At 42.3% G+C, this 17,964-nt stretch carries 16 protein-coding genes; 7 read left to right on the forward strand and 9 right to left on the reverse strand.

The genetic code is table 11. The features are described from left to right. Positions 1-87: 87 nt before the first annotated feature. The gene (locus tag VB836_RS23340; RefSeq protein WP_323223017.1) at positions 88-1,053 is read left to right on the forward strand and encodes a GNAT family N-acetyltransferase; all 966 of its coding nucleotides are present in this window, start codon (positions 88-90) and stop codon (positions 1,051-1,053) included. Between the two features lie 249 nt (positions 1,054-1,302). Here the strand turns inward: VB836_RS23340 and VB836_RS23345 are convergent, their stop codons facing one another. Next, entirely contained in the window at positions 1,303-2,340 is a 1,038-nt protein-coding gene (locus VB836_RS23345) for a hypothetical protein (RefSeq protein ID WP_323223019.1), read from the reverse strand. 594 nt (positions 2,341-2,934) lie between these two features. On the opposite strand from VB836_RS23345, the gene VB836_RS23350 reads away from it, so the two are divergent. Continuing rightward, positions 2,935-3,849, forward strand: coding sequence for an XDD3 family exosortase-dependent surface protein (locus tag VB836_RS23350; RefSeq protein WP_323223021.1), 915 nt, complete (start codon positions 2,935-2,937; stop codon positions 3,847-3,849). A gap of 86 nt (positions 3,850-3,935) precedes the next feature. Next, entirely contained in the window at positions 3,936-4,646 is a 711-nt protein-coding gene (locus tag VB836_RS23355) for a choice-of-anchor W domain-containing protein (protein WP_323223023.1), read from the forward strand. Positions 4,647-4,887: 241 nt separating this feature from the next. Here the strand turns inward: VB836_RS23355 and VB836_RS23360 are convergent, their stop codons facing one another. The 4 genes from VB836_RS23360 to VB836_RS23375 all read right to left on the reverse strand — a co-directional run bounded on the left by VB836_RS23360 (position 4,888) and on the right by VB836_RS23375 (position 8,640). Further along, positions 4,888-5,682 carry an SDR family NAD(P)-dependent oxidoreductase gene (locus tag VB836_RS23360; protein ID WP_323223025.1) on the reverse strand — a complete coding sequence of 265 codons (795 nt, stop codon included), beginning with the start codon at positions 5,680-5,682 and terminating at the stop codon, positions 4,888-4,890. Then, positions 5,683-7,188: a GMC family oxidoreductase gene (locus VB836_RS23365; RefSeq protein ID WP_323223027.1), complete on the reverse strand. Its 1,506-nt coding sequence runs from the start codon at positions 7,186-7,188 to the stop codon at positions 5,683-5,685. A gap of 83 nt (positions 7,189-7,271) precedes the next feature. After that, complete coding sequence (locus VB836_RS23370; RefSeq protein ID WP_046281257.1) at positions 7,272-7,889, reverse strand: chorismate lyase; 618 nt, start codon at positions 7,887-7,889, stop codon at positions 7,272-7,274. Positions 7,890-8,010: 121 nt separating this feature from the next. Beyond that, positions 8,011-8,640 (reverse strand): TetR/AcrR family transcriptional regulator, encoded by a 630-nt coding sequence (locus VB836_RS23375; protein ID WP_323223029.1) that lies wholly within the window; start codon positions 8,638-8,640, stop codon positions 8,011-8,013. 100 nt (positions 8,641-8,740) lie between these two features. Here VB836_RS23375 and VB836_RS23380 point away from each other — a divergent pair, with 100 nt between their 5' ends. From VB836_RS23380 to VB836_RS23390, 3 genes are all read left to right on the forward strand, one after another. Beyond that, positions 8,741-10,132: an efflux RND transporter periplasmic adaptor subunit gene (locus VB836_RS23380; RefSeq protein ID WP_323223031.1), complete on the forward strand. Its 1,392-nt coding sequence runs from the start codon at positions 8,741-8,743 to the stop codon at positions 10,130-10,132. Next, complete coding sequence (gene devC / locus VB836_RS23385; protein ID WP_323223033.1) at positions 10,129-11,304, forward strand: ABC transporter permease DevC; 1,176 nt, start codon at positions 10,129-10,131, stop codon at positions 11,302-11,304. Before VB836_RS23380 ends, devC begins: the two co-directional genes overlap by 4 nt. Positions 11,305-11,633: 329 nt before the next feature. Continuing rightward, a complete protein-coding gene (locus VB836_RS23390; protein ID WP_323223035.1) occupies positions 11,634-12,362 on the forward strand; it encodes a DevA family ABC transporter ATP-binding protein in 729 nt (242 codons plus the stop codon). On the opposite strand, the gene VB836_RS23395 is transcribed toward VB836_RS23390, so the two are convergent. Beyond that, positions 12,359-12,937: a Uma2 family endonuclease gene (locus VB836_RS23395; protein ID WP_323223037.1), complete on the reverse strand. Its 579-nt coding sequence runs from the start codon at positions 12,935-12,937 to the stop codon at positions 12,359-12,361. The two genes, VB836_RS23390 and VB836_RS23395, sit on opposite strands and share 4 nt — an antisense overlap. A 142-nt stretch (positions 12,938-13,079) precedes the next feature. Further along, positions 13,080-15,470 carry an ATP-dependent helicase gene (locus tag VB836_RS23400; RefSeq protein ID WP_407659738.1) on the reverse strand — a complete coding sequence of 797 codons (2,391 nt, stop codon included), beginning with the start codon at positions 15,468-15,470 and terminating at the stop codon, positions 13,080-13,082. Between the two features lie 181 nt (positions 15,471-15,651). Here VB836_RS23400 and VB836_RS23405 point away from each other — a divergent pair, with 181 nt between their 5' ends. Continuing rightward, positions 15,652-16,533, forward strand: coding sequence for a segregation/condensation protein A (locus tag VB836_RS23405; RefSeq protein ID WP_323223041.1), 882 nt, complete (start codon positions 15,652-15,654; stop codon positions 16,531-16,533). 52 nt (positions 16,534-16,585) lie between these two features. Here VB836_RS23405 and VB836_RS23410 read toward each other — a convergent pair whose 3' ends face one another. Both VB836_RS23410 and VB836_RS23415 read right to left on the reverse strand, forming a co-directional pair. Further along, a complete protein-coding gene (locus VB836_RS23410; protein ID WP_323223043.1) occupies positions 16,586-17,014 on the reverse strand; it encodes an NUDIX hydrolase in 429 nt (142 codons plus the stop codon). A 41-nt stretch (positions 17,015-17,055) separates the two neighbouring features. Continuing rightward, a complete protein-coding gene (locus VB836_RS23415; protein WP_323223045.1) occupies positions 17,056-17,643 on the reverse strand; it encodes a shikimate kinase in 588 nt (195 codons plus the stop codon). Between the last annotated feature and the right edge of the window lie 321 nt (positions 17,644-17,964).

Below are 17,964 nucleotides of genomic sequence, written 5' to 3' on the forward strand. Positions count from 1 at the left end.
TTTTCCCAAAAACTGGGAAAAAATAGCTTTCAATTCGATAATCGAATCCCTATTCTCAAAACCATTCGTAACACCGAATAAAATCTTATGATGTTAGCAACGTTAACGAGACGATCTTACCAAAAAGCAACAGACCGAAGTTCGATCAGCACTTTAGTCAATATTTGTGCAGCCTATGATCGCTTAGATCAAGATGTATCCCTAGCCGAATTTCAACTAATTCTGAATTCACCGGATTTAGAACGCCATTGTGATACCTACTTCATCGAAAACTACAACGGTAAACTCATCGGTTTAGCCTTAATAGAACATCAAGAATCAACCACTCAAATTGATGGAAATCTGTGGATATTCGTGCATCCCGATGTTCGACATCAAGGCTTAGAAACCGAGTTAATTCAATGGAGTGAAAAACACTTACAACGCCTCGGAAGACAGAAAGATCGACCTGTACGACTGTTAACCGATAGTCGAGATGATCAAGTAGATCGGGCGGTATTATTTAATCAACAAGGCTTTCAAATTAAACGAGAATTCTTGACCTTAGAGCGATCGCTCAATCAACCCTTACCCTTACCCGAACTTAGTCAAGGATTTCAACTGTCTTATTTAAAAAATCCCGATCAAATTCCGGCTTGGGTTGAAATGTATAATCAATCCTTTGTTGATCACTGGAACCACTACGATATTATCGCAGAAACCGTCAAATATTGGCATACCCTCCCCGATTATCAACCGGAATTAGACATCATTGCGATCGCCCCCGACGGCACCTTTGCGGCGATGTGTAGCTGTCGTCTGAAACCTCAACCCCATCGTAACATTCGTACAGGTTGGATCGAATGGTTGGGAACTCGACGGGGTTTCCGACGCATGGGTTTAGGACGAGCGATGTTATTTGCAGGAATGCGTCAACTCCAACAAATCGGGGCTGATACTGTTAAATTGAGTGTAGACTCTCAAAGCCTCACGGGTGCCAATCATCTGTATGAGTCAGTAGGGTTTCGTCCGGTAGAAACGGTGTTATCGTGGGTTAAACCCGTCGCCGCATAACACCGTAGGGGCGGGTTGATATCAGTGAACAGTGAACAGTAATCAGTGACCAATGGGGCGCTCTTGTTTGCGCCCCCACAATAACCGTAAAATTCAATTAAAAACCCGGTTTATATTGAGAAACCGGGTTTTTGGGAAGTACCTCACGGGATCGCCCAACCCAACCCCCAAAAAGGGAAATAAAAGCATATTGCGGTAAATTTTTCAAGGTTTAATTAAATTTTAATTCCCAGAAAATCCAGCGATTTTTTACAATGAATAATTGCGAGTATAGTCATAAAAACAAGATTCTATTTCCAATGCCAATTCTAAAATAACTTTTTGTTTATCCGCATTTTCCCGCCCAAAACCCTGTTTGTACTTTTCCAAATCCAAATATTTATCGACTAAACCCTGAGCAAAACACAAAGCAAAAGCACCGCCCGAGTTTAAACCCATAGCCGGAGGTAAACTACTCAACACGGTAATTTTTAATCCGGTTTTTTTGAACAAATAAGGATAAATATTGTTTTTAAATAAATGGGCGATCGCTTCTTTATATTCGCTAAAATGGCTGTACTGTTCCATTGATTGATTTTTGGGAACGGAAGAATTTTTGCTAGGATTAAAAATTTTAGATTCATTCAATGTTAAACTATGATTTAGAGAATCGGTTTCTATATGAACATAAACTCTCAAAGGTAACAGGTAAGAAATAGCCGTCTCAATAAAAAAAACAGGTTCTTTACCCGCTAAACAGGTGGCGGGGGGAGAACTGTAAAATACTTCTTGCTTAACTTTCCACCGAAGAAAATTTTCTTCAATATCCGGTATGATTTCTTGATAACTCTGTTGACCATTGTGAGAGAATTGAGAAGGTTTATTCAGTTGTTTGTAGTTTACATCCCATTCACCCAATTCACCCTCTTTCCCAAATAACCAATCCAGGTTTTTCTGGGGTTCTGTATTCACCAATTTCAGCAAAAACCGCCATACTTTAGAACCCGTCTTTGTCTTTGAGTTGGTTTTACTGCGTTTATCTTCGAGAAATCCCAATTCTTCCAAACATCTAATTGCATTGCGAATTTTTTCCGTATCAATTTTCTCACCCCATTCCTGGGTTAACTTGCTTAAAGCGTGAAGGGTTGTCTTTTTCACCCAGAGATGATTTCCATCCCACTCCACCTGAACCTCTTTACCGAGGTTAGTATCGTCGAGTTGTCCATTCGCCAAACCATTTAAGGCTGCAACTAATATTTTTGCATTTTGCTTACCTAACTTCCAACTCAAACGTCTTCCGCTTTTCATGGCTTAAATATAAAAAGATATTAAAAAACTTTAAGAAAAACCCAAAAATACCAAGGTTTTTTTTGATAGATAAGGTTTGTCCCTTAATTGACAAGGGTTTCCAGCGTTTTTAAACGGGTTTGCTTGGGATCAATAAATCTTTTATTCTAAGTTATACAGTTAGTTAAATGGTCTGAGTGAAACAAGGGATCTCAGAGATTCTTCACAACACTCACCATTGCAAACCCTTTCAGTGGTAAGAATCTGTTCAATCCACTCTTATTCAGGAAAAGTTCGAGTAACCCCCAGAAACAAAGCTAGATTCTGATGCAAAATTAAGAATCTAAAATATTTCGCAACTCAAAACGGTTGATGGCTCCAAGTCACATCGTTGAATATTTTTTCTTGTTCGTAAGTCTAGCACTTTTGCTCAGACTTAATCAAGTATTTTTTAGGAGGATCGGGTCATGTATACTACCAGTTATACGGTCTTTTATACAGTAGTAGAATCGGCTTTAGAGACGGCAAAAATTTATTTAAAAGACTTAGCTTGATTTCAAACCCGACTCAAATACGTTAACTGTCTGCTATTGTCATCGCGAGGTAATTAAAAACATGGCAAACTCATACACAAAAACCCTAACGGTGGGTTTAATTGCTGCGAGTATTAATCTAGTTCCCTTTCTCTCAACAGAAACCGCCCGTGCGGGAGTTTTATCCGGGGATTGGTATTACAGCATCGATTCTTTTAATGATAGTATGTCCGGTTATAATGTCGGCGGCACGATTTACGAAATCTACGGAATGGCGATAAAACAAACCGCAGATGAAGTAATTTTTGCCGTTAATAGTCATTTACCCTACGAGGGAACCACCAGTGACTATGCAGAGGATAATCATATCGGATGGGGCGATTTATTCCTCAATTTTAGCGGACAGACGTTAGACGCTGCCAGTGGTGCGGGTCAACTTTTTGGTATTCGTTGGGCAAATAATAATGATTCCGGTGTCTCCGAACTGGGATTATATAATAATGTCACGGCGAAAACGATAGCCCAAGAAAACGGCTTGCTATTAACAGATGCCAGTTTGCGAGGATATAATAACTGGATCAGAAATCATGGCGGAAACCCAACAATTGGTGATTTAACTGCCGCAGATCCTTACTTTAATCCCGATCATCACATTCAAAATGTTATCGCTTCCGGGACTAAAATTGGCGATGTTAATCTCATTAACGATATCACCAATTTAGGATTAAATTTCGGTCAATTTGGAGCCACAGGTACACAAACCCTCACCTTTAGTGTAGCTCGTTCTTTGCTTCCAGATGGTTTCTTCACCGCCCATCTCGCGCCCGAATGCGATAATGATGTGATTGCAATGGTTAATCAACTCTCCGTCGTTGAAACCCCGCCCCCACCCAAAACACCCGAACCCGCAACCGCTTTATCTGTCGTTGCTGTTGGTTTATTGATGGGCGCTTCTCAACTGCGACGCAGAAATTCTACCCTATCCAAACTGGGTTAAATCTACCATCGCCCGACTTAAAAAATACAGCCTCAAAAAAGTCGGGCGTTCCGAATTTTTCGGTCAATATTTGGGAGTCAATAATAATGAAATTGCATCGACTGGCTGCAACAATTCTTTTCGGCACATTCGGTTGGGTTGGCGGCACGTTATCGGCGGAGGCGGTAACTTTAACTCGCTTGTCTTCCGATATCGAAATGAACGCTTTAATTTCCGATATGGCGTTCGTTGCAGAGGGACGAATTGGCGATAATAACGGTACCGCCACCTACGAACTGAATTTGCACGAATCAGACCCCGGAGATCCACAAGTTACAGAACAATTTAACTGGGTTTCTGGCGTATCTCAACCCTTTGAATTATTCTACGATGCCGTTTCCAATTTAGTCGAGTTTACCATAGGCGATCGCACATTAACCCACACCTACAGTAACCCCTTTTCTGATTTCTTTCTGCGTACCCGTGCCACCCAAGCCGGAAGTTCAATGTTACTCAGTAATCTGCTACTCGATGGAATATCTCTCGATGGCGAATCCCATGCGGTTGCGGAAACGGGGGGGTTGGATATCCTGCAAATTTCAGATGTGGCGGGGAGTTTTCAACTGTTGGGAGAATCTACCATGACTTGGGAAGAAATCACCCCGGTTCAGTCTCAGTTAGCCTTTCAAATTAAACTGGCTGAAGCCACTCCAACTGTTGAACCCACTCCAACTCAGGACATCCCCGAACCCAATTTGGTGGTTAGTTTTGTGATTTTTAGTCTGATCGGAATAACTTGCCGCCTTTCTCCGCAATAAATTAACGAAAAATTAACACGATCAACCCTTCAAATCGAGGCTCTCCGACGATATTATTGTTGTCGATTCTTACAGTAGCGATCGCGCCGTTGAAATTGCCGGTCAATATCTCTGAGACACAGTGAGATTAAAAACCCGGTTTATCAATAGAAATCGGGTTGAATTTGTGCGATCGCCGTTGAAAGCCGTTTCGTTCAAAAAACAGTTCAGATCAGGGCGCAATGCCTTGCGCCCCTACAGTTTATTTTTCCGCAGGTTTAATAAACTTGCTACCCCTCGGCCAACCTAATAATTGTAGGCGATAGAACTGATTGGGAAATAAAGCAAATAGGTATTTAAAGATTAAGAAACTAAACGGTTCATCGTAAGTTCCCACCCATTGTTTACTGTTCTCAATCCAATTCACAATTTTATCAGCAACGTGATCGGCTGAGGGTGCAGAATTAACGCGATTTTCACGAATTTTGTAGGCTTTTTCGTTTAAACGGTTCACTGGCGCCCAAGCTAACGGCCCTGCTATTACCCCCGGACGGTAAAACCGTAGACGAATCATCTTGTCACTGGCATAATAAACAATCGGCCCGACACCTGACCAATAATAATGAAGGGCAATTTTCCCCGAATGATAAACCGGCCCAAAACAAGACGGACTCCCATCAGCGATCGAACCAATTGCAATGACATCCAAAAGCCGATCGCGTTTTTGTTTCGCCGCTTCTACCGCAACAACAGCCGGCCAAGTGTAGTTAACCCGGTTCATGGACTCGACTAATTCTACCAGAGGAACCCCCCCCTCTCCCACTTCGGTTTCAATTTGACCCGCATTTAAAATCACAACATCGGGATCATAACTAAACAATTTTTGGGCATCTTCAATCGTTTCTTGGGGAGAAACACATAATTCGTTATAGCCTTCCCCCTGTAAGTTGGGTTGACGAGTCACTCCAACGACATGACAACCCTGCTGCATATAAACCTTTCCCAACGCACTCCCTAAAGTTCCTGAAATTCCGGTAATCACAACAGTTTTCTTCATCTAACAAACCTCCTTGATCACTTCTGAGACACGCAACCCATTCGCCATAATCGTTAAAGCCGGACTCACCCCCAAAGAATTGGGCATAAATCCCCCATCTACCACAAACACGTTATCATGGTCGTGCAAACGGCAATCCGGGTCAAGTACACTTGTTTGTGGATCTGTGCCAAAACGAGTCGTTCCGGCTTGGTGGGAGGTATGAACTTCGTCTTTATCCCCCGTGACACCATAGGTAAAAACAGCCCGCGCCTGACGAAATACGGTTCTCAGTTGACGCATATAATACTTGGAACGGTAGACATCGTAGGGATGGAAGCGGTGAGTTAGACGAATTTCTCCATTGTTACCCAGTTCGACGCGATTTTCGGGTTGCGGTAAATCTTCGACTAACCCGGTAATGACTAACATTCGTTTGAGGAGAAAACGGGCGATCGCGTTAGGAAGGGGAAAGGGAAGTTCTGCTTGGATCGAAAGTGGCCCTGGAACGGGGACGGTTTGGGCGAGTCCGAGTTTATGAGGAAAATCTGGGGAACCGAGATAGAGATCGGTGAAGCCAAGTTGTTTGATCAAACTGTCAGCGCCGCCTGTTTCCCCGGCAAAAAAGCCTGCTGCAAGGGCGCCACAGTGAAACATATAGTTTCGCCCCAATTGGTCGCTGCGTCCGGTTAAGCCCGATTTTAGCAGGATAACGGGACTACCGATCGCGCCTGCGGAGAGAATATAAACTTTAGCCGTGAGTTGTTCAATGTTACCGGTTTGGCGATCTTTTAATTCAACTCCCGTGACTTTCCCTTGGGTGTTGGTAACTAAGCGATCGGCTTCGGTGAGGGTTTTTAGCTGTAAATTGCCATTTTCAAGGAGTTGATCAATTAACCGAACCGTTGTAGATGCCCTCGCATCATTCGGACAATAAAAACCGGGACAGGTGGGACAACGTAAACAGCGATTAAAATCAATTCCAAACGGTAAATGAAACGGGGTAAAGCCTGCGGTTTGGATGGCTTTTTCCAGGTGTTGGTTGATGGGGGCTAAAGCGGGAACATCGCAGGGATAACCGTTGGTTGGGGTTTCAACGTTAGGAAGTTGAGTGGCGGCGCCGCTAACTTGCAATAATTGTTCGGCTTTGTCATAGTAGGGAGCGAGATCATCGTAGGTAATCGGCCAGTCCCAGAGATGACGGGGAAGCCATTCGCTGTAATATTTACCGGGATGGAAGTCATAACGACTGGGACGAATGAGAACTCCGCCATAAAGGGAAGTTCCGCCTCCAAGTATACCGGAAATATGTAAGCGGGTTTGGCGTCCGTTGACTTCAATATTGCGATCGTCGAAGGCTTCTTTATTTATAAGCATTCGGCGTTCATCTTGGAAGGCTGTTGAGTCGGAAAATCTTAGGCCCCGTTCGACTAATAGAACCCGTTTTCCGGCGGTGGCGAGGGAAAATGCAACCGTACCGCCTCCTGCACCACTCCCGATGATTATGGCATCAAAATCGTAACCCACGCTGTTCTCCGAATTTATGATTGTTGAATATCAGTTGTTATTAACTGGTACGGGAAATTTATCAATTACCCCGACAAAACTGTTCACTGTTTAACCCCCTGCATCGGCCCTAAATATTGGGTTAAATAGGGCGAAAATACCTCATAAATCAGCGTTAACGGTTTACCATGATGCCAAAATAAATAATGACGTCCCCAAAAAGGCCCCGTTTCTCCAAAAGCCAATTCTAAAGCCTTAGAATCTCCATAGTAAAGTCCCTGTACATCCCGGTATAATTCTGTTCTTAGACGGGCTAAACTTGCCCAGATCGGCAGGGAACGGTTTTGCAAATATTCATCAACATGACTGGCTTCCCACCAAGAGGCTGCATAGGCTAGCCGTTGTCCTGATGCCGTTTTTAGCCAAACCTGTCGTCGCAATCGTGGCCCTGGAACCCATTTGATCGCATCGGGTGCGCTATCCATATCCATCCCCACCGGGGACATATCAATCACATCAACTTCTGTGGGTTCTCCCGTCAACAGTTGCAAGTGACGAGTTGGGGAACCATCCCCCAGTAATAAAATTTGCCACGCAGGAGACAGTTGGCTATGGGGTAAGCCTTGACGGACTTTTTCCTCTCCGCCTTCCCAGTGGGTACGAAGACGATGCCAAGCGGTTGGCTGTTTAATTGGGTCTGGTGATTTTAAGCTAGCAGTCAAAGCTCTTTACATTTCTTAATCTTCAGTTGATTATCATAGCGCGTTTTTACAGTTTACAGTTTTGTCGGGGTAATTCATCAATTACCCTTACCAGTTTCTTTCTTCTCTCCCCATCTGCCCATCAGTTTGAACGGGTTAAACAATCTATTAAACCATCAATTAGGCGATCGCTATCCATTGGTAAAATATCCTCACCATGTAACAGTTTTTGGGTAATCACATAATGAACCATTGTTCCTAAAAAAATCCGGGCGGCAACTTCTGGATCATGGGTTTTTAGTTCGGGACAATTGGCAAATAAATGCGTAATAGACTCAAAAGCAGTGACTTTAATCGTGCGAGTAAAAGTGCGGGCTAACTCAGGAAAACGACCGGATTCACCGACAATAATTCGCATAAAATCAAGAAACTCCGGTTGATTTACGGCATCTTCTACTATTTTTTTTGCCAATTGACGCAGCAAGATTTCTCCTTTTCCGGGTGGAAGGGGTTCTTGGAAATGTTGGGGGGTAAAAAAGTCTTGAAATTTTTCTTTTACTAATTTTTCAATTAACGTAATAAATAAGCTTTCTTTGTCCTGAAAATAATTGTAAAGCGTGGGTTTTGACACACCAGAGGCGGCTGCTATTCGATCCATACTCGCGGCTGCATACCCCGAAGCCATGATCTCTTGCATCGCCCCTTCCAGGATGGCTTCTGCTTTGTCTGATGCTTTACGACGAGGGGGTTTTGGGGGATTTGACGATTCCATTCTTGTTTTGAGGTTGACAGTCTCTTTTATTTTAACTAAACTGTTTAGTAAGAAGACTACACGGTTTAGTTAAATCTTTGCTCTTAAAGGAGTTCCTGTGATGCAGGATGCAGCCAGAATACCAGAAGCTTTCCCCCGAAAGTGGTTAACATTAGCAAGTATTGCGCTTATAGGAATCGGCGGTGTAGCGATTTATTTGCCCTTGCGATCGCCGTCTTCTGAAGTCATTCCCGCCGTAACTGTTGCGCCAAAAATCCAAACTGTCACCGCTTTGGGGCGCTTAGAACCCGACGGGGAAGTGATTAAACTCAAAGCCTCGACTTCCACCCAGGAAAACCGAATTGCAGAATTATTAGTCAAAGAAGGGGATACCGTAGAAGTCGGAGAAATTATTGCAATTTTGGACTCCCGCGATCGCTTACAAGCTGAGTTAGAAGGGGCTAAAGAAGACGTGGAAGTTGCTAAGGCGCGTTTAGAGCAAGTTAAAGCGGGGGCAAAATCGGGAGATCTCGCCGCTCAAGAAGCGCAAATTAGCCGCCTTCAAGCGCAATTACTCGGGGATGAAGCCGCTCAAAAAGCCACTCTCCAACGCATTCAAGCCGAATGGGAAGGGGAACGCAACGCCCAAGAAGCAACGATTAGCCGCATTCAAGCCCAGTGGGAAGGGGAACGCAACGCCCAAGAAGCAACTATTGGCAGGTTGAGGGCGGAACTGAACAACGCAGAAGCAGAATATCAACGTTATCAACAATTGTACACAGAAGGCGCCATTTCTCAATCCTCCTTTGATAGTAAAGGGTTGAGTGTGGAAACCAGTCGCCAACAAATAGCCGAAGCTGAGGCGAATTTAGAGCGAATTAATCGTACCGCAAAAGAACAAATTATCGAAGCTGAAGCGAATTTAGAGCGAATTAACCGCACTGCAAAAGAACAAATTATCGAAGCTGAAGTTACCCTAAGTCGAATTCAAAGTACCGGAGATCAACAAATTAGTCAAGCGCGATCGCAATTAGAAAGTTTAGCAGAAGTTCGCCCTGTGGATGTACAACTTGCTCAAACCGAAGTTAATCGAGCGATCGCCACAGTCAAACAAGCTGAAGCCAATTTAGCACAGGTTTATGTGCGATCGCCCCAAGATGGTGTGGTGATGGATATTCATACACGTGCGGGGGAAGTGGTTTCTAATGAAGGAATTGTAGAAATTGGGCGCACTCAACAAATGTATGCGATCGCCGAAGTTTATCAAAGTGATATTCAAAAAATTCAACTGGGAAAAACGGCAAAAATTACCAGTGAAGCCTTACCTGAAATATTAACAGGAACAGTAGAGCGTATTGATCGCAAAGTGCAGCAACAAAGCGTGATTAATGCTGATCCGAGTGAAAACATTGATGCAAGAGTCGTGGAAGTTCATGTTCGTTTAGATGAAGCTTCGAGTCAAACCGCAGCAAAATTCACCAATTTGCAAGTGCAAGTTGAGGTGCAATTATGATCAAATGGCTGCAATCCTTTAAAAGACGAACTCCCTTGGGTTGGTTACAACTGAGTCACAGTAAAAGTCGCTTATTAGTCGCGATTTCGGGGATTGCTTTTGCAGATGTTTTAATGTTCATGCAAATGGGGTTTCAACAATCTCTTTATGATAGTAATACTAAGATTCGCGGGGCTTTAAATGCAGACATTGTATTAGTCAGTCCCAAAGCTAAAAATACCCAAAATTTATCAACATTTACCCGACGAAGATTGTATCAGTCGATGGATGTTCCCGGTGTAGAATCTGCTCATGGGTTGTATTCTCAAAATATTAACTGGAAAAATCCCCAAACTCGTGAGGATAATCCCTTACAAGTGGTTGGATTTGATCCGAATTATCCCGCGTTTAATATTCCCGAAGTTAATCAACAGCTAGATAAAATTAAAATTCCAGATGTGGTATTATTTGATCGCAAAGCTCGGGGTGAATACCAGGATGTAATTGCACAAATTAGCGAGGGAAATTGGGTTTCTACAGAAGCAGAAGGACGAAGAATTACCGTTAAAGGACTGTTTTCTTTAGGGGCTTCTTTTGGAACGGATGGGGTGTTGATGACGAGCGATCAAAACTTTTTAATGTTGTTTCCGCGTCGAGATGCGGGGAGTGTCAGTTTAGGGTTAATTCATGTTGAACCCGAAGCTGATTCTACTGTTGTTGCTGAAGCGTTGAAACAACATCTTCCTGAAGATGTCGAAGTAATGACGATTGAAGAATTTATTGAAGATGAGCTAAAATATTGGCAAGAAGAAAGTCCGATTGGATTTATTTTTACATTAGGAACTGGGATGGCGTTTGTTGTCGGGGTGGTGATTGTTTATCAAGTTTTATCAACTGATGTCAGCGCTCATATTAAGGAATATGCTACTTTTAAAGCAATGGGTTATCGTCATCGTTATTTGTTAGCAGTTGTATTTGAAGAAGCGGTTATTTTAGCCTTTTTGGGGTTTATTCCAGGGTTGATTTTACCGATTGGGTTATATCATGTGGCTGCAAAAGCGACTTCTTTACCGATTATGATGACTCAAATTAGAGCAATTACGGTGCTACTTTTAACGTTAATAATGTGTGTTATGTCTGGCGCAATTGCTACACAAAAATTACAATCTGCTGATCCGGCTGATATGTTTTAAGGTAAAAATAGTAGGTTGGGTTTCCTGGTTCAACCCAACAGTGAAAACCATTCTAATATTAAATGAAAAAAAAGGGGGCGGGTTTATTGAGGTGCTTTCGGGGAAATATATATTGTTCTGAACCCGCCCCATTCCGATGACAAAAGTTTTGTAGGGGCGGGTTCCGCAAAAATCTATGTGTTGGGTAGAAACCCGGTTTCTGCTAGAAACCGGGTTTCTGGTTTGTATCTCATACGAGCGCACACCGCTATATCAATCATTTAGATAAACCCGCCCCATTCCGAAAGGAATTTTATAATAATAAACCCAATCTACCACAACAATTAACGATGATGAACAATTCTTCTCAACCCGTCATTACCATTGAACATCTGAATCATTTTTTTGGTCAAGGTGAACAACGAAAACAGGTATTATTTGATATTAATTTAGAAATTAATGCAGGTGAAATTGTGATTATGACTGGGCCTTCGGGTTCAGGAAAAACAACATTGTTAACCTTAATTGGGGGTTTGCGAAGTGTACAATCAGGATGCCTAAAATTCTTAGGAAAAGAACTCTGTGGGGCGACTTCAGAACAATTAGTTCAAGCGCGTCGGCTTGCGGGTTATATCTTTCAAGCCCATAATTTACATGGGAGTTTAACTGCCTTACAAAACGTTCAGATGGGCTTAGAAATTCATCCAGAATATTCGGTTGCAGAAATGAAGAAAATGGCGGCTAATATTCTCGATGAAGTCGGCTTAGGAAATCGTTTAAACCATTATCCTGATAATCTTTCGGGCGGACAAAAACAACGGGTTGCTATTGCTAGGGCGTTAGTTAGTCGTCCTCAGTTAGTTCTCGCTGATGAACCCACCGCAGCTTTAGATAGTAAATCAGGGCGAGATGTGGTGACACTCATGCAAAAACTGGCAAAAGAACAAGGGTGTACTATTTTACTTGTTACCCATGATAACCGAATTTTGGATATTGCCGATCGCACCGTTTATATGGAAGATGGCATCTTAAAAAGTAACAAAGTCACTGCATCTGTTCTTCCGGTTAATTCACCTTAATTTAACCCCAAAACATCTTCATACAGTTCAATAATAGCACATTTAAAGCCAATAGAAGCGAGTTCGAGTTCATCTTCTTTACTGTAGGGATAAAGAACCCAGCGCCCTTCTTCGTTGCGGCGAAAACATTCAACGTTAATTTGATCTTGACTGATTAATACATATTCTTCTAAGGTTTCAATCTGTCGATAATCAGCAAATTTATTGCCTCGGTTAAAGGCTTCGGTACTGGGAGATAACACTTCAACAACTAAACGAGGATATTGTTTAAAATCATCAGGATTTTGATCGCGGGAATCACAAGTTACCAATAAATCAGGATAATAATAAACATCTGCCGCGTCAATTTTGACTTTCATATTGCCAATATAGGCGCGACAACCCCCCCGGCTTCTCACATGATTTCTGAGTAAAACAAACAAGTTTCCCGCAATGGTTTCATGGGCATCACTTCCCCCCGCCATTGCATAAACCTCGCCGCGAATATATTCATGTTTTATCGGGCTGACTTTTTCGCCTTCGAGATAATCTTTGTGAGAGATAATAGAATAATTGCATGAATGAGAAAGCATCATATTCATTATTAAAATTGTTCTGTTCTATTCTAGCATTTGCGCTGGTTACTGTTCACTGTTGTCTGGTAACTGGTAACTGGTAACTGGTAACTGGTAACTGGTAACTGGTAACTGTTTAAACCCGCCCCTACAATTTAATGGATTATGGTTTAAAATGATTGGGAAAACGTTCTTTCAACGCAGGTAAAACCGGACAAGGTTTTTGGTCTTGTAAATTTTCCGGTTTATGCCAAGAATAAGGGGCTTTAGTAGCCGCAGACATCCATAATAAACGTTTCGCCCGAGTCATTGCTACATACAATAAACGGTATTCTTCTGCTGCTTTTAAATCTCTCGCCTGTTTCCAAGCTGTGATAACATCTGGTAAAGGGTTTTGATCATGTAAATAAGCCCGAATTAGGGCGCGGGCAACTTCTGAAAGGGTAAACTCTCCGAGGAAGCGACTTTGAGGTAAAACTCGCAGATTTCCGGGGATGGTTTGTTCATGTAAAAACGGCAAAAACACATAATCCCAGTCTAAACCTTTGGCTTTGTGCATGGTAATAATTGTTAGCTGTCCAGGGCGCGTAAATACACTCTCGTTGGATTGATTTTCATCATCAATATCAACGGTTTCAAATCGTTCTGAACTGACAATTTCATTCAACACGTTAACAATAGCTGGGATTGAATTTTTTCCCGAAGTTTGTTTAACAATTCGTTCCGCTAATTTATCGGCTGTCGCTAACTCACTTTGTTCATATTGCAACGTTAACGCCAAAAATGATATCAGTTGAAAAGGTGGAAGTTCTAAACGCGCTTGCAACAAACTCCGACAAAAATATCGACATTTACGAACCGCTTCAGGCTGAGGCGGGTCAAGCGGCCCCGGATAAAGAAATTGTTCGGGTTGAATCACTAAAATGTTAAAATCTTGATTGGGGATTAACTGGCGATCGCTAAAGACTTTTAACGCCGCTTTCAGATAATCTGGAGAATGAGGACGATCAATAAATTGTAATAGCGATAAGATTTCGGCGGGAATACGAGAATTTCGGGCGGCTTGAGACGCATCATAAATTTTAATCGGATGGGGTCTGATATCCACTTTAAAATTATATTCATCGGGACGATTAAACAAATTAGAAATAAATTCCCCTTGTTTATTTTCCCGGACTAAAATGGCAAATTTACCCTCGGGATTTTCTGTAATTAATTCAATCACTCGCCGAGCGATTAATTCGACACTATGATAAATATCAATAGGTCGATAGAGTTCTAACCCTAAACCCGTTGGGGAGGGATTAGAATCAGGTTGCGGATCATCTTTAGGAACGGGGTGAATTTCTTGTTCTTGAAAGGGCTTTTCTGTTCCAGCTAATTGAGAACGATTAACCCATTTTAACACAAAATTAGCTGCATCAATAATAATCTGTGAACTCCGACCCGCTTGATCCATTGTTGCCAAACGATTCATCTGTTGACAGTCTTGACAAAAGTCGCGAAAATAAATCGGATCAGCCGGAGTAAAGGTTGAATTAATCGCTTGATTGGGATCACCGACTCTCACTAAATTAAATACTTTTTCCGAGGCTAAATCATCCGTTGCTAATATTTTTAATAACTTCGTTTGTAAAAGAGTCGAATCTTGAGCCTCATCTTCAAATACTGCAAACACTCGCTCTTGCCATTGTTGACGAACTCGCTCATTTTCGAGTACCCGTAAGGCAGCTAAAATCATCTCGTCATAATCAATTAACTGACGTTCAGTGAGTAATTTTTGGTAATTTTCATAAAGTCCGGCAGCAATTCCTAAAATGTCATATTCATCGGGAATTTTCGTGGCTAACTCTCGTAAGTCATGGGGTTTTAAACCTGAACTTTTCGCCTCTTGAATCACTTTCCAAGCCAAGTCGGGTAAAACTTCTGTTCGCAAAACCGACTGACGCCGCAAACGTTCTGCTTCTTCCCCATCAAACTGCATTCCTTCGATTAACCGTTGATAATGGCGAGGATAATCATTCATCCATAATTCTACACAAGTGCGCGTTAAACGGTTACTGGGTGTCGGTAAAATAAGAGTCGAATTTTCTAGATCTAAACCCGATAATTCAGGATGTTGACGAGCGATATTCAAGGCGAGGGCGTGTAGCGTATACACCATAAAACCGCCCATCGGTAAGCCTATATTTTTCAATTCTGTCTCAATTTTAGAGCGAATATTCGCCGCCGCCGCCCGAGTAAACGTCACCACCACTAACTGACGCCGAGTATTCAAATGATAGCGGGCGATCGCAATAGCGGCAGCAGAAGCCATTCCCGTCGATTTTCCCGCCCCTGGAACCGCCGAAACCCCCAAATATCCCCCTTCCCAGTCTGCCATTTGTTGCTGTCCAGGACGCAAACGGGAGCGAATTTGCTGTAAAGCTTCTTCTCGGGACGGATGGATCATTGGAGTATTGTCAACCTTCGATCTCAATGAAACCAAGGGGTGATCGAGGGTTGGCGTTTTACCCGAAGCGGAATTAAATTCTTGATCAAAATCGTCTGTCAAGGTTAGATAAAGATGAGAATGTTGGGGTGCTTTAATGGATTCAGTGTGACAAAATAGAGAAACTTTCACTGAATGTCTATAATTGATTACAATATCGTTAACTGTTATCAATCGTCAAGTCAATCATTTGTCAACACCGATCACTATTCACTGAAGCTGCACGTTAACCTTTGGAAATTCAATGATTGTCGAAACACCAAAATTAGCTTTAAATCAACTCTCCGAAGGAATCGCCCTGTTAATTGACTTAGCGAAACGAGGAGAAATTGACCCTTGGGATGTACAAGTGATTGAAGTGATTGATCGCTACTTAAGTCAACTCACCCCGCAACAAGATTCTTCTCCCGGTCAAAATTTTGCCTCATTGTCTCAGTCGGGTCAAGCGTTTTTGTATGCTTCGATATTAGTTTTACTCAAAGCTGACAGTTTAATGTCGCTTGAGGCTGAAGAAACAGAGGAAGAACTGATCATCGAAGAAGAATTGGTTGATACTGAAAATGGCTTAGATCCACTACAACGCCCGAAAAATCTAGAACATCAAATTCGTCGGCGTGTCATCGGAAAAACGCCTCAAAAACGCCGTGTAACGTTGCAAGAATTGATTGATCAGTTACAATTAATGGCAACGGCGATGGCGGATCAAAAAAAGCATCCGAAACGTCGCCGGACTTCCAAACAAGCCCTAGCCGCCAGAGCGATCGCTGAACTCGCTCACCAAGAAAATTTAACCGAAACCGCAAAAAAATTAGAACAGTTACTCAGTGATCAATGGTCAGAGTTGAGTCGAGAATGGTTAGATTTAGAACAACTTTTAGTCTTATGGTCTGATGCAAATCTTGTTGAAACAGGCAATACAAAAACCCTAGAAATGACCTCTGTAGAGTCTGAGTCTTCCGATGAAGCCAATTTAGTTCATCAACCTCAAAATGATCGCGTCGGCATCTTCTGGGCGTTGTTGTTGTTGTCAGCTCAATCTAAAGTAGAATTAACTCAAGAGGAATTTTACAAAGATCTGAAAGTTCGCACGTTACCAATACAAGATTCTATCAAAAATTCAATCTAGGCATTAATCAATCGGATATCATATTACCTCTACGGTTGTTTACTGATCACTGTCAAAGCCGAGGTCTGATGGCAAAATTGCGATAACGTAAATAATCAGCCAAAATGCGATCGTGATCAAAACAGAGATTCGTTGGAATACGCCAGGGTTCAAAAATCTCTAAATTTATTGCATCATCTGCGGCTTGGGGTTCTCCCTTTGCAGTGGCTAAAAAAACAACCGATAAAGTATGTTGACGCGGGTCACGATTTGGGTCAGAATAAACATAAAATTGTTCAATTAATTCTACCGCTAATCCCGTTTCTTCTTGAGCTTCTCGTTTAGCTGCGGTTTCAACCGATTCTCCATAATCAACAAAACCCCCCGGAATAGCCCAGCCGTAGGGCGGGTTACGACGTTCGATTAAAATAATCGGTCGTTCGGGTTTATCGATTAATTCAATAATAATATCAACAGTGGGCGTCGGATTACGATAGGTCATGGGAATTTCGATGAAATTTACGGAAAAAAAGGATTGACAACTTAATTTTGTTCGTCCTCAAAGGGTTGAGAAGTCGCTTGAGATGTCTTTTTAGATGCTGCTTTGAGAACCGTCGGAATCAGTTCTAGAATGTTACTCATCACCTGTTCCGGTGTATCATCTTGAGTAACCGTAACTTTGACATCAGCTTCAGCATAAAAAGGCTTTCGCTGTTCAATAATCTCTTGCAATCGACCTAAAGGATTATCATGTTGGAGTAAAGGTCTTGTAGTGTCTCCCTGTAAGCGTTGATAAAGATCTTCTGGGGAAACATCCAACCACACAATTAAACCATGACGCAGATAACCCCAGTTTGTCCGCTTTAAAATAATACCGCCTCCCGTCGCCACCACCAAGCGTTGATGAGCGCATAATTCTGAGAGTACCTGAGATTCTAACGTTCTAAACGCTTCCTCGCCCTGTTCCGCAAAAAATTGGTTAATCGACTGACCCGCAACTTGCGTAATCACCTCATCCGTATCGATAAAGCGATACCCTAACTGTTTGGTCAACAGTTTCCCCACCGTCGTTTTACCTGCACCCATCATACCGATGAGATAGAGATTAATGCCTCTCAATAAATCATTCACGGGATTTGTCTTGGAAAAACTTCTATTATATAGAACTCGCTACAACAAAGGGAATTAACCCCCGAAAAAAGCAGTCTAAGGTTCTTTAGAGGGAGAATTAATCTAGTGCATAATTAGCGTCACTTTGTGTTACTTTTTGGTAGTTTGCGAATGTATTCGCGGACAACCTGTGACATAGACCAACCTTTTGAGTTAGCGTAACTTTGTAACTTGGTGCGTTCATCTTCTGAAAGTCTTACTTTTAACCAGGTTTCCCTATTGTTATTTTTCATAGATGTGGGTATAATGTAGGTACTTCAAGTTTAACATCAATGGCTCCTA

The organism is Limnoraphis robusta BA-68 BA1 (genome assembly GCF_034932365.1).
Lineage (GTDB): Bacteria > Cyanobacteriota > Cyanobacteriia > Cyanobacteriales > Microcoleaceae > Capilliphycus > Capilliphycus robustus.

What these genes read in the sequence shown, in the direction of transcription:
- VB836_RS23340 (WP_323223017.1), top strand. Translation starts at nt 88, where the DNA reads ATGATGTTAGCAACGTTAACGAGACGATCTTACCAAAAAGCAACAGAC.
- VB836_RS23345 (WP_323223019.1), bottom strand. Translation starts at nt 2,340, where the DNA reads ATGAAAAGCGGAAGACGTTTGAGTTGGAAGTTAGGTAAGCAAAATGCA.
- VB836_RS23350 (WP_323223021.1), top strand. Translation starts at nt 2,935, where the DNA reads ATGGCAAACTCATACACAAAAACCCTAACGGTGGGTTTAATTGCTGCG.
- VB836_RS23355 (WP_323223023.1), top strand. Translation starts at nt 3,936, where the DNA reads ATGAAATTGCATCGACTGGCTGCAACAATTCTTTTCGGCACATTCGGT.
- VB836_RS23360 (WP_323223025.1), bottom strand. Translation starts at nt 5,682, where the DNA reads ATGAAGAAAACTGTTGTGATTACCGGAATTTCAGGAACTTTAGGGAGT.
- VB836_RS23375 (WP_323223029.1), bottom strand. Translation starts at nt 8,640, where the DNA reads ATGGAATCGTCAAATCCCCCAAAACCCCCTCGTCGTAAAGCATCAGAC.
- VB836_RS23380 (WP_323223031.1), top strand. Translation starts at nt 8,741, where the DNA reads ATGCAGGATGCAGCCAGAATACCAGAAGCTTTCCCCCGAAAGTGGTTA.
- devC (WP_323223033.1), top strand. Translation starts at nt 10,129, where the DNA reads ATGATCAAATGGCTGCAATCCTTTAAAAGACGAACTCCCTTGGGTTGG.
- VB836_RS23390 (WP_323223035.1), top strand. Translation starts at nt 11,634, where the DNA reads ATGATGAACAATTCTTCTCAACCCGTCATTACCATTGAACATCTGAAT.
- VB836_RS23395 (WP_323223037.1), bottom strand. Translation starts at nt 12,937, where the DNA reads ATGATGCTTTCTCATTCATGCAATTATTCTATTATCTCTCACAAAGAT.
- VB836_RS23405 (WP_323223041.1), top strand. Translation starts at nt 15,652, where the DNA reads ATGATTGTCGAAACACCAAAATTAGCTTTAAATCAACTCTCCGAAGGA.
- VB836_RS23410 (WP_323223043.1), bottom strand. Translation starts at nt 17,014, where the DNA reads ATGACCTATCGTAATCCGACGCCCACTGTTGATATTATTATTGAATTA.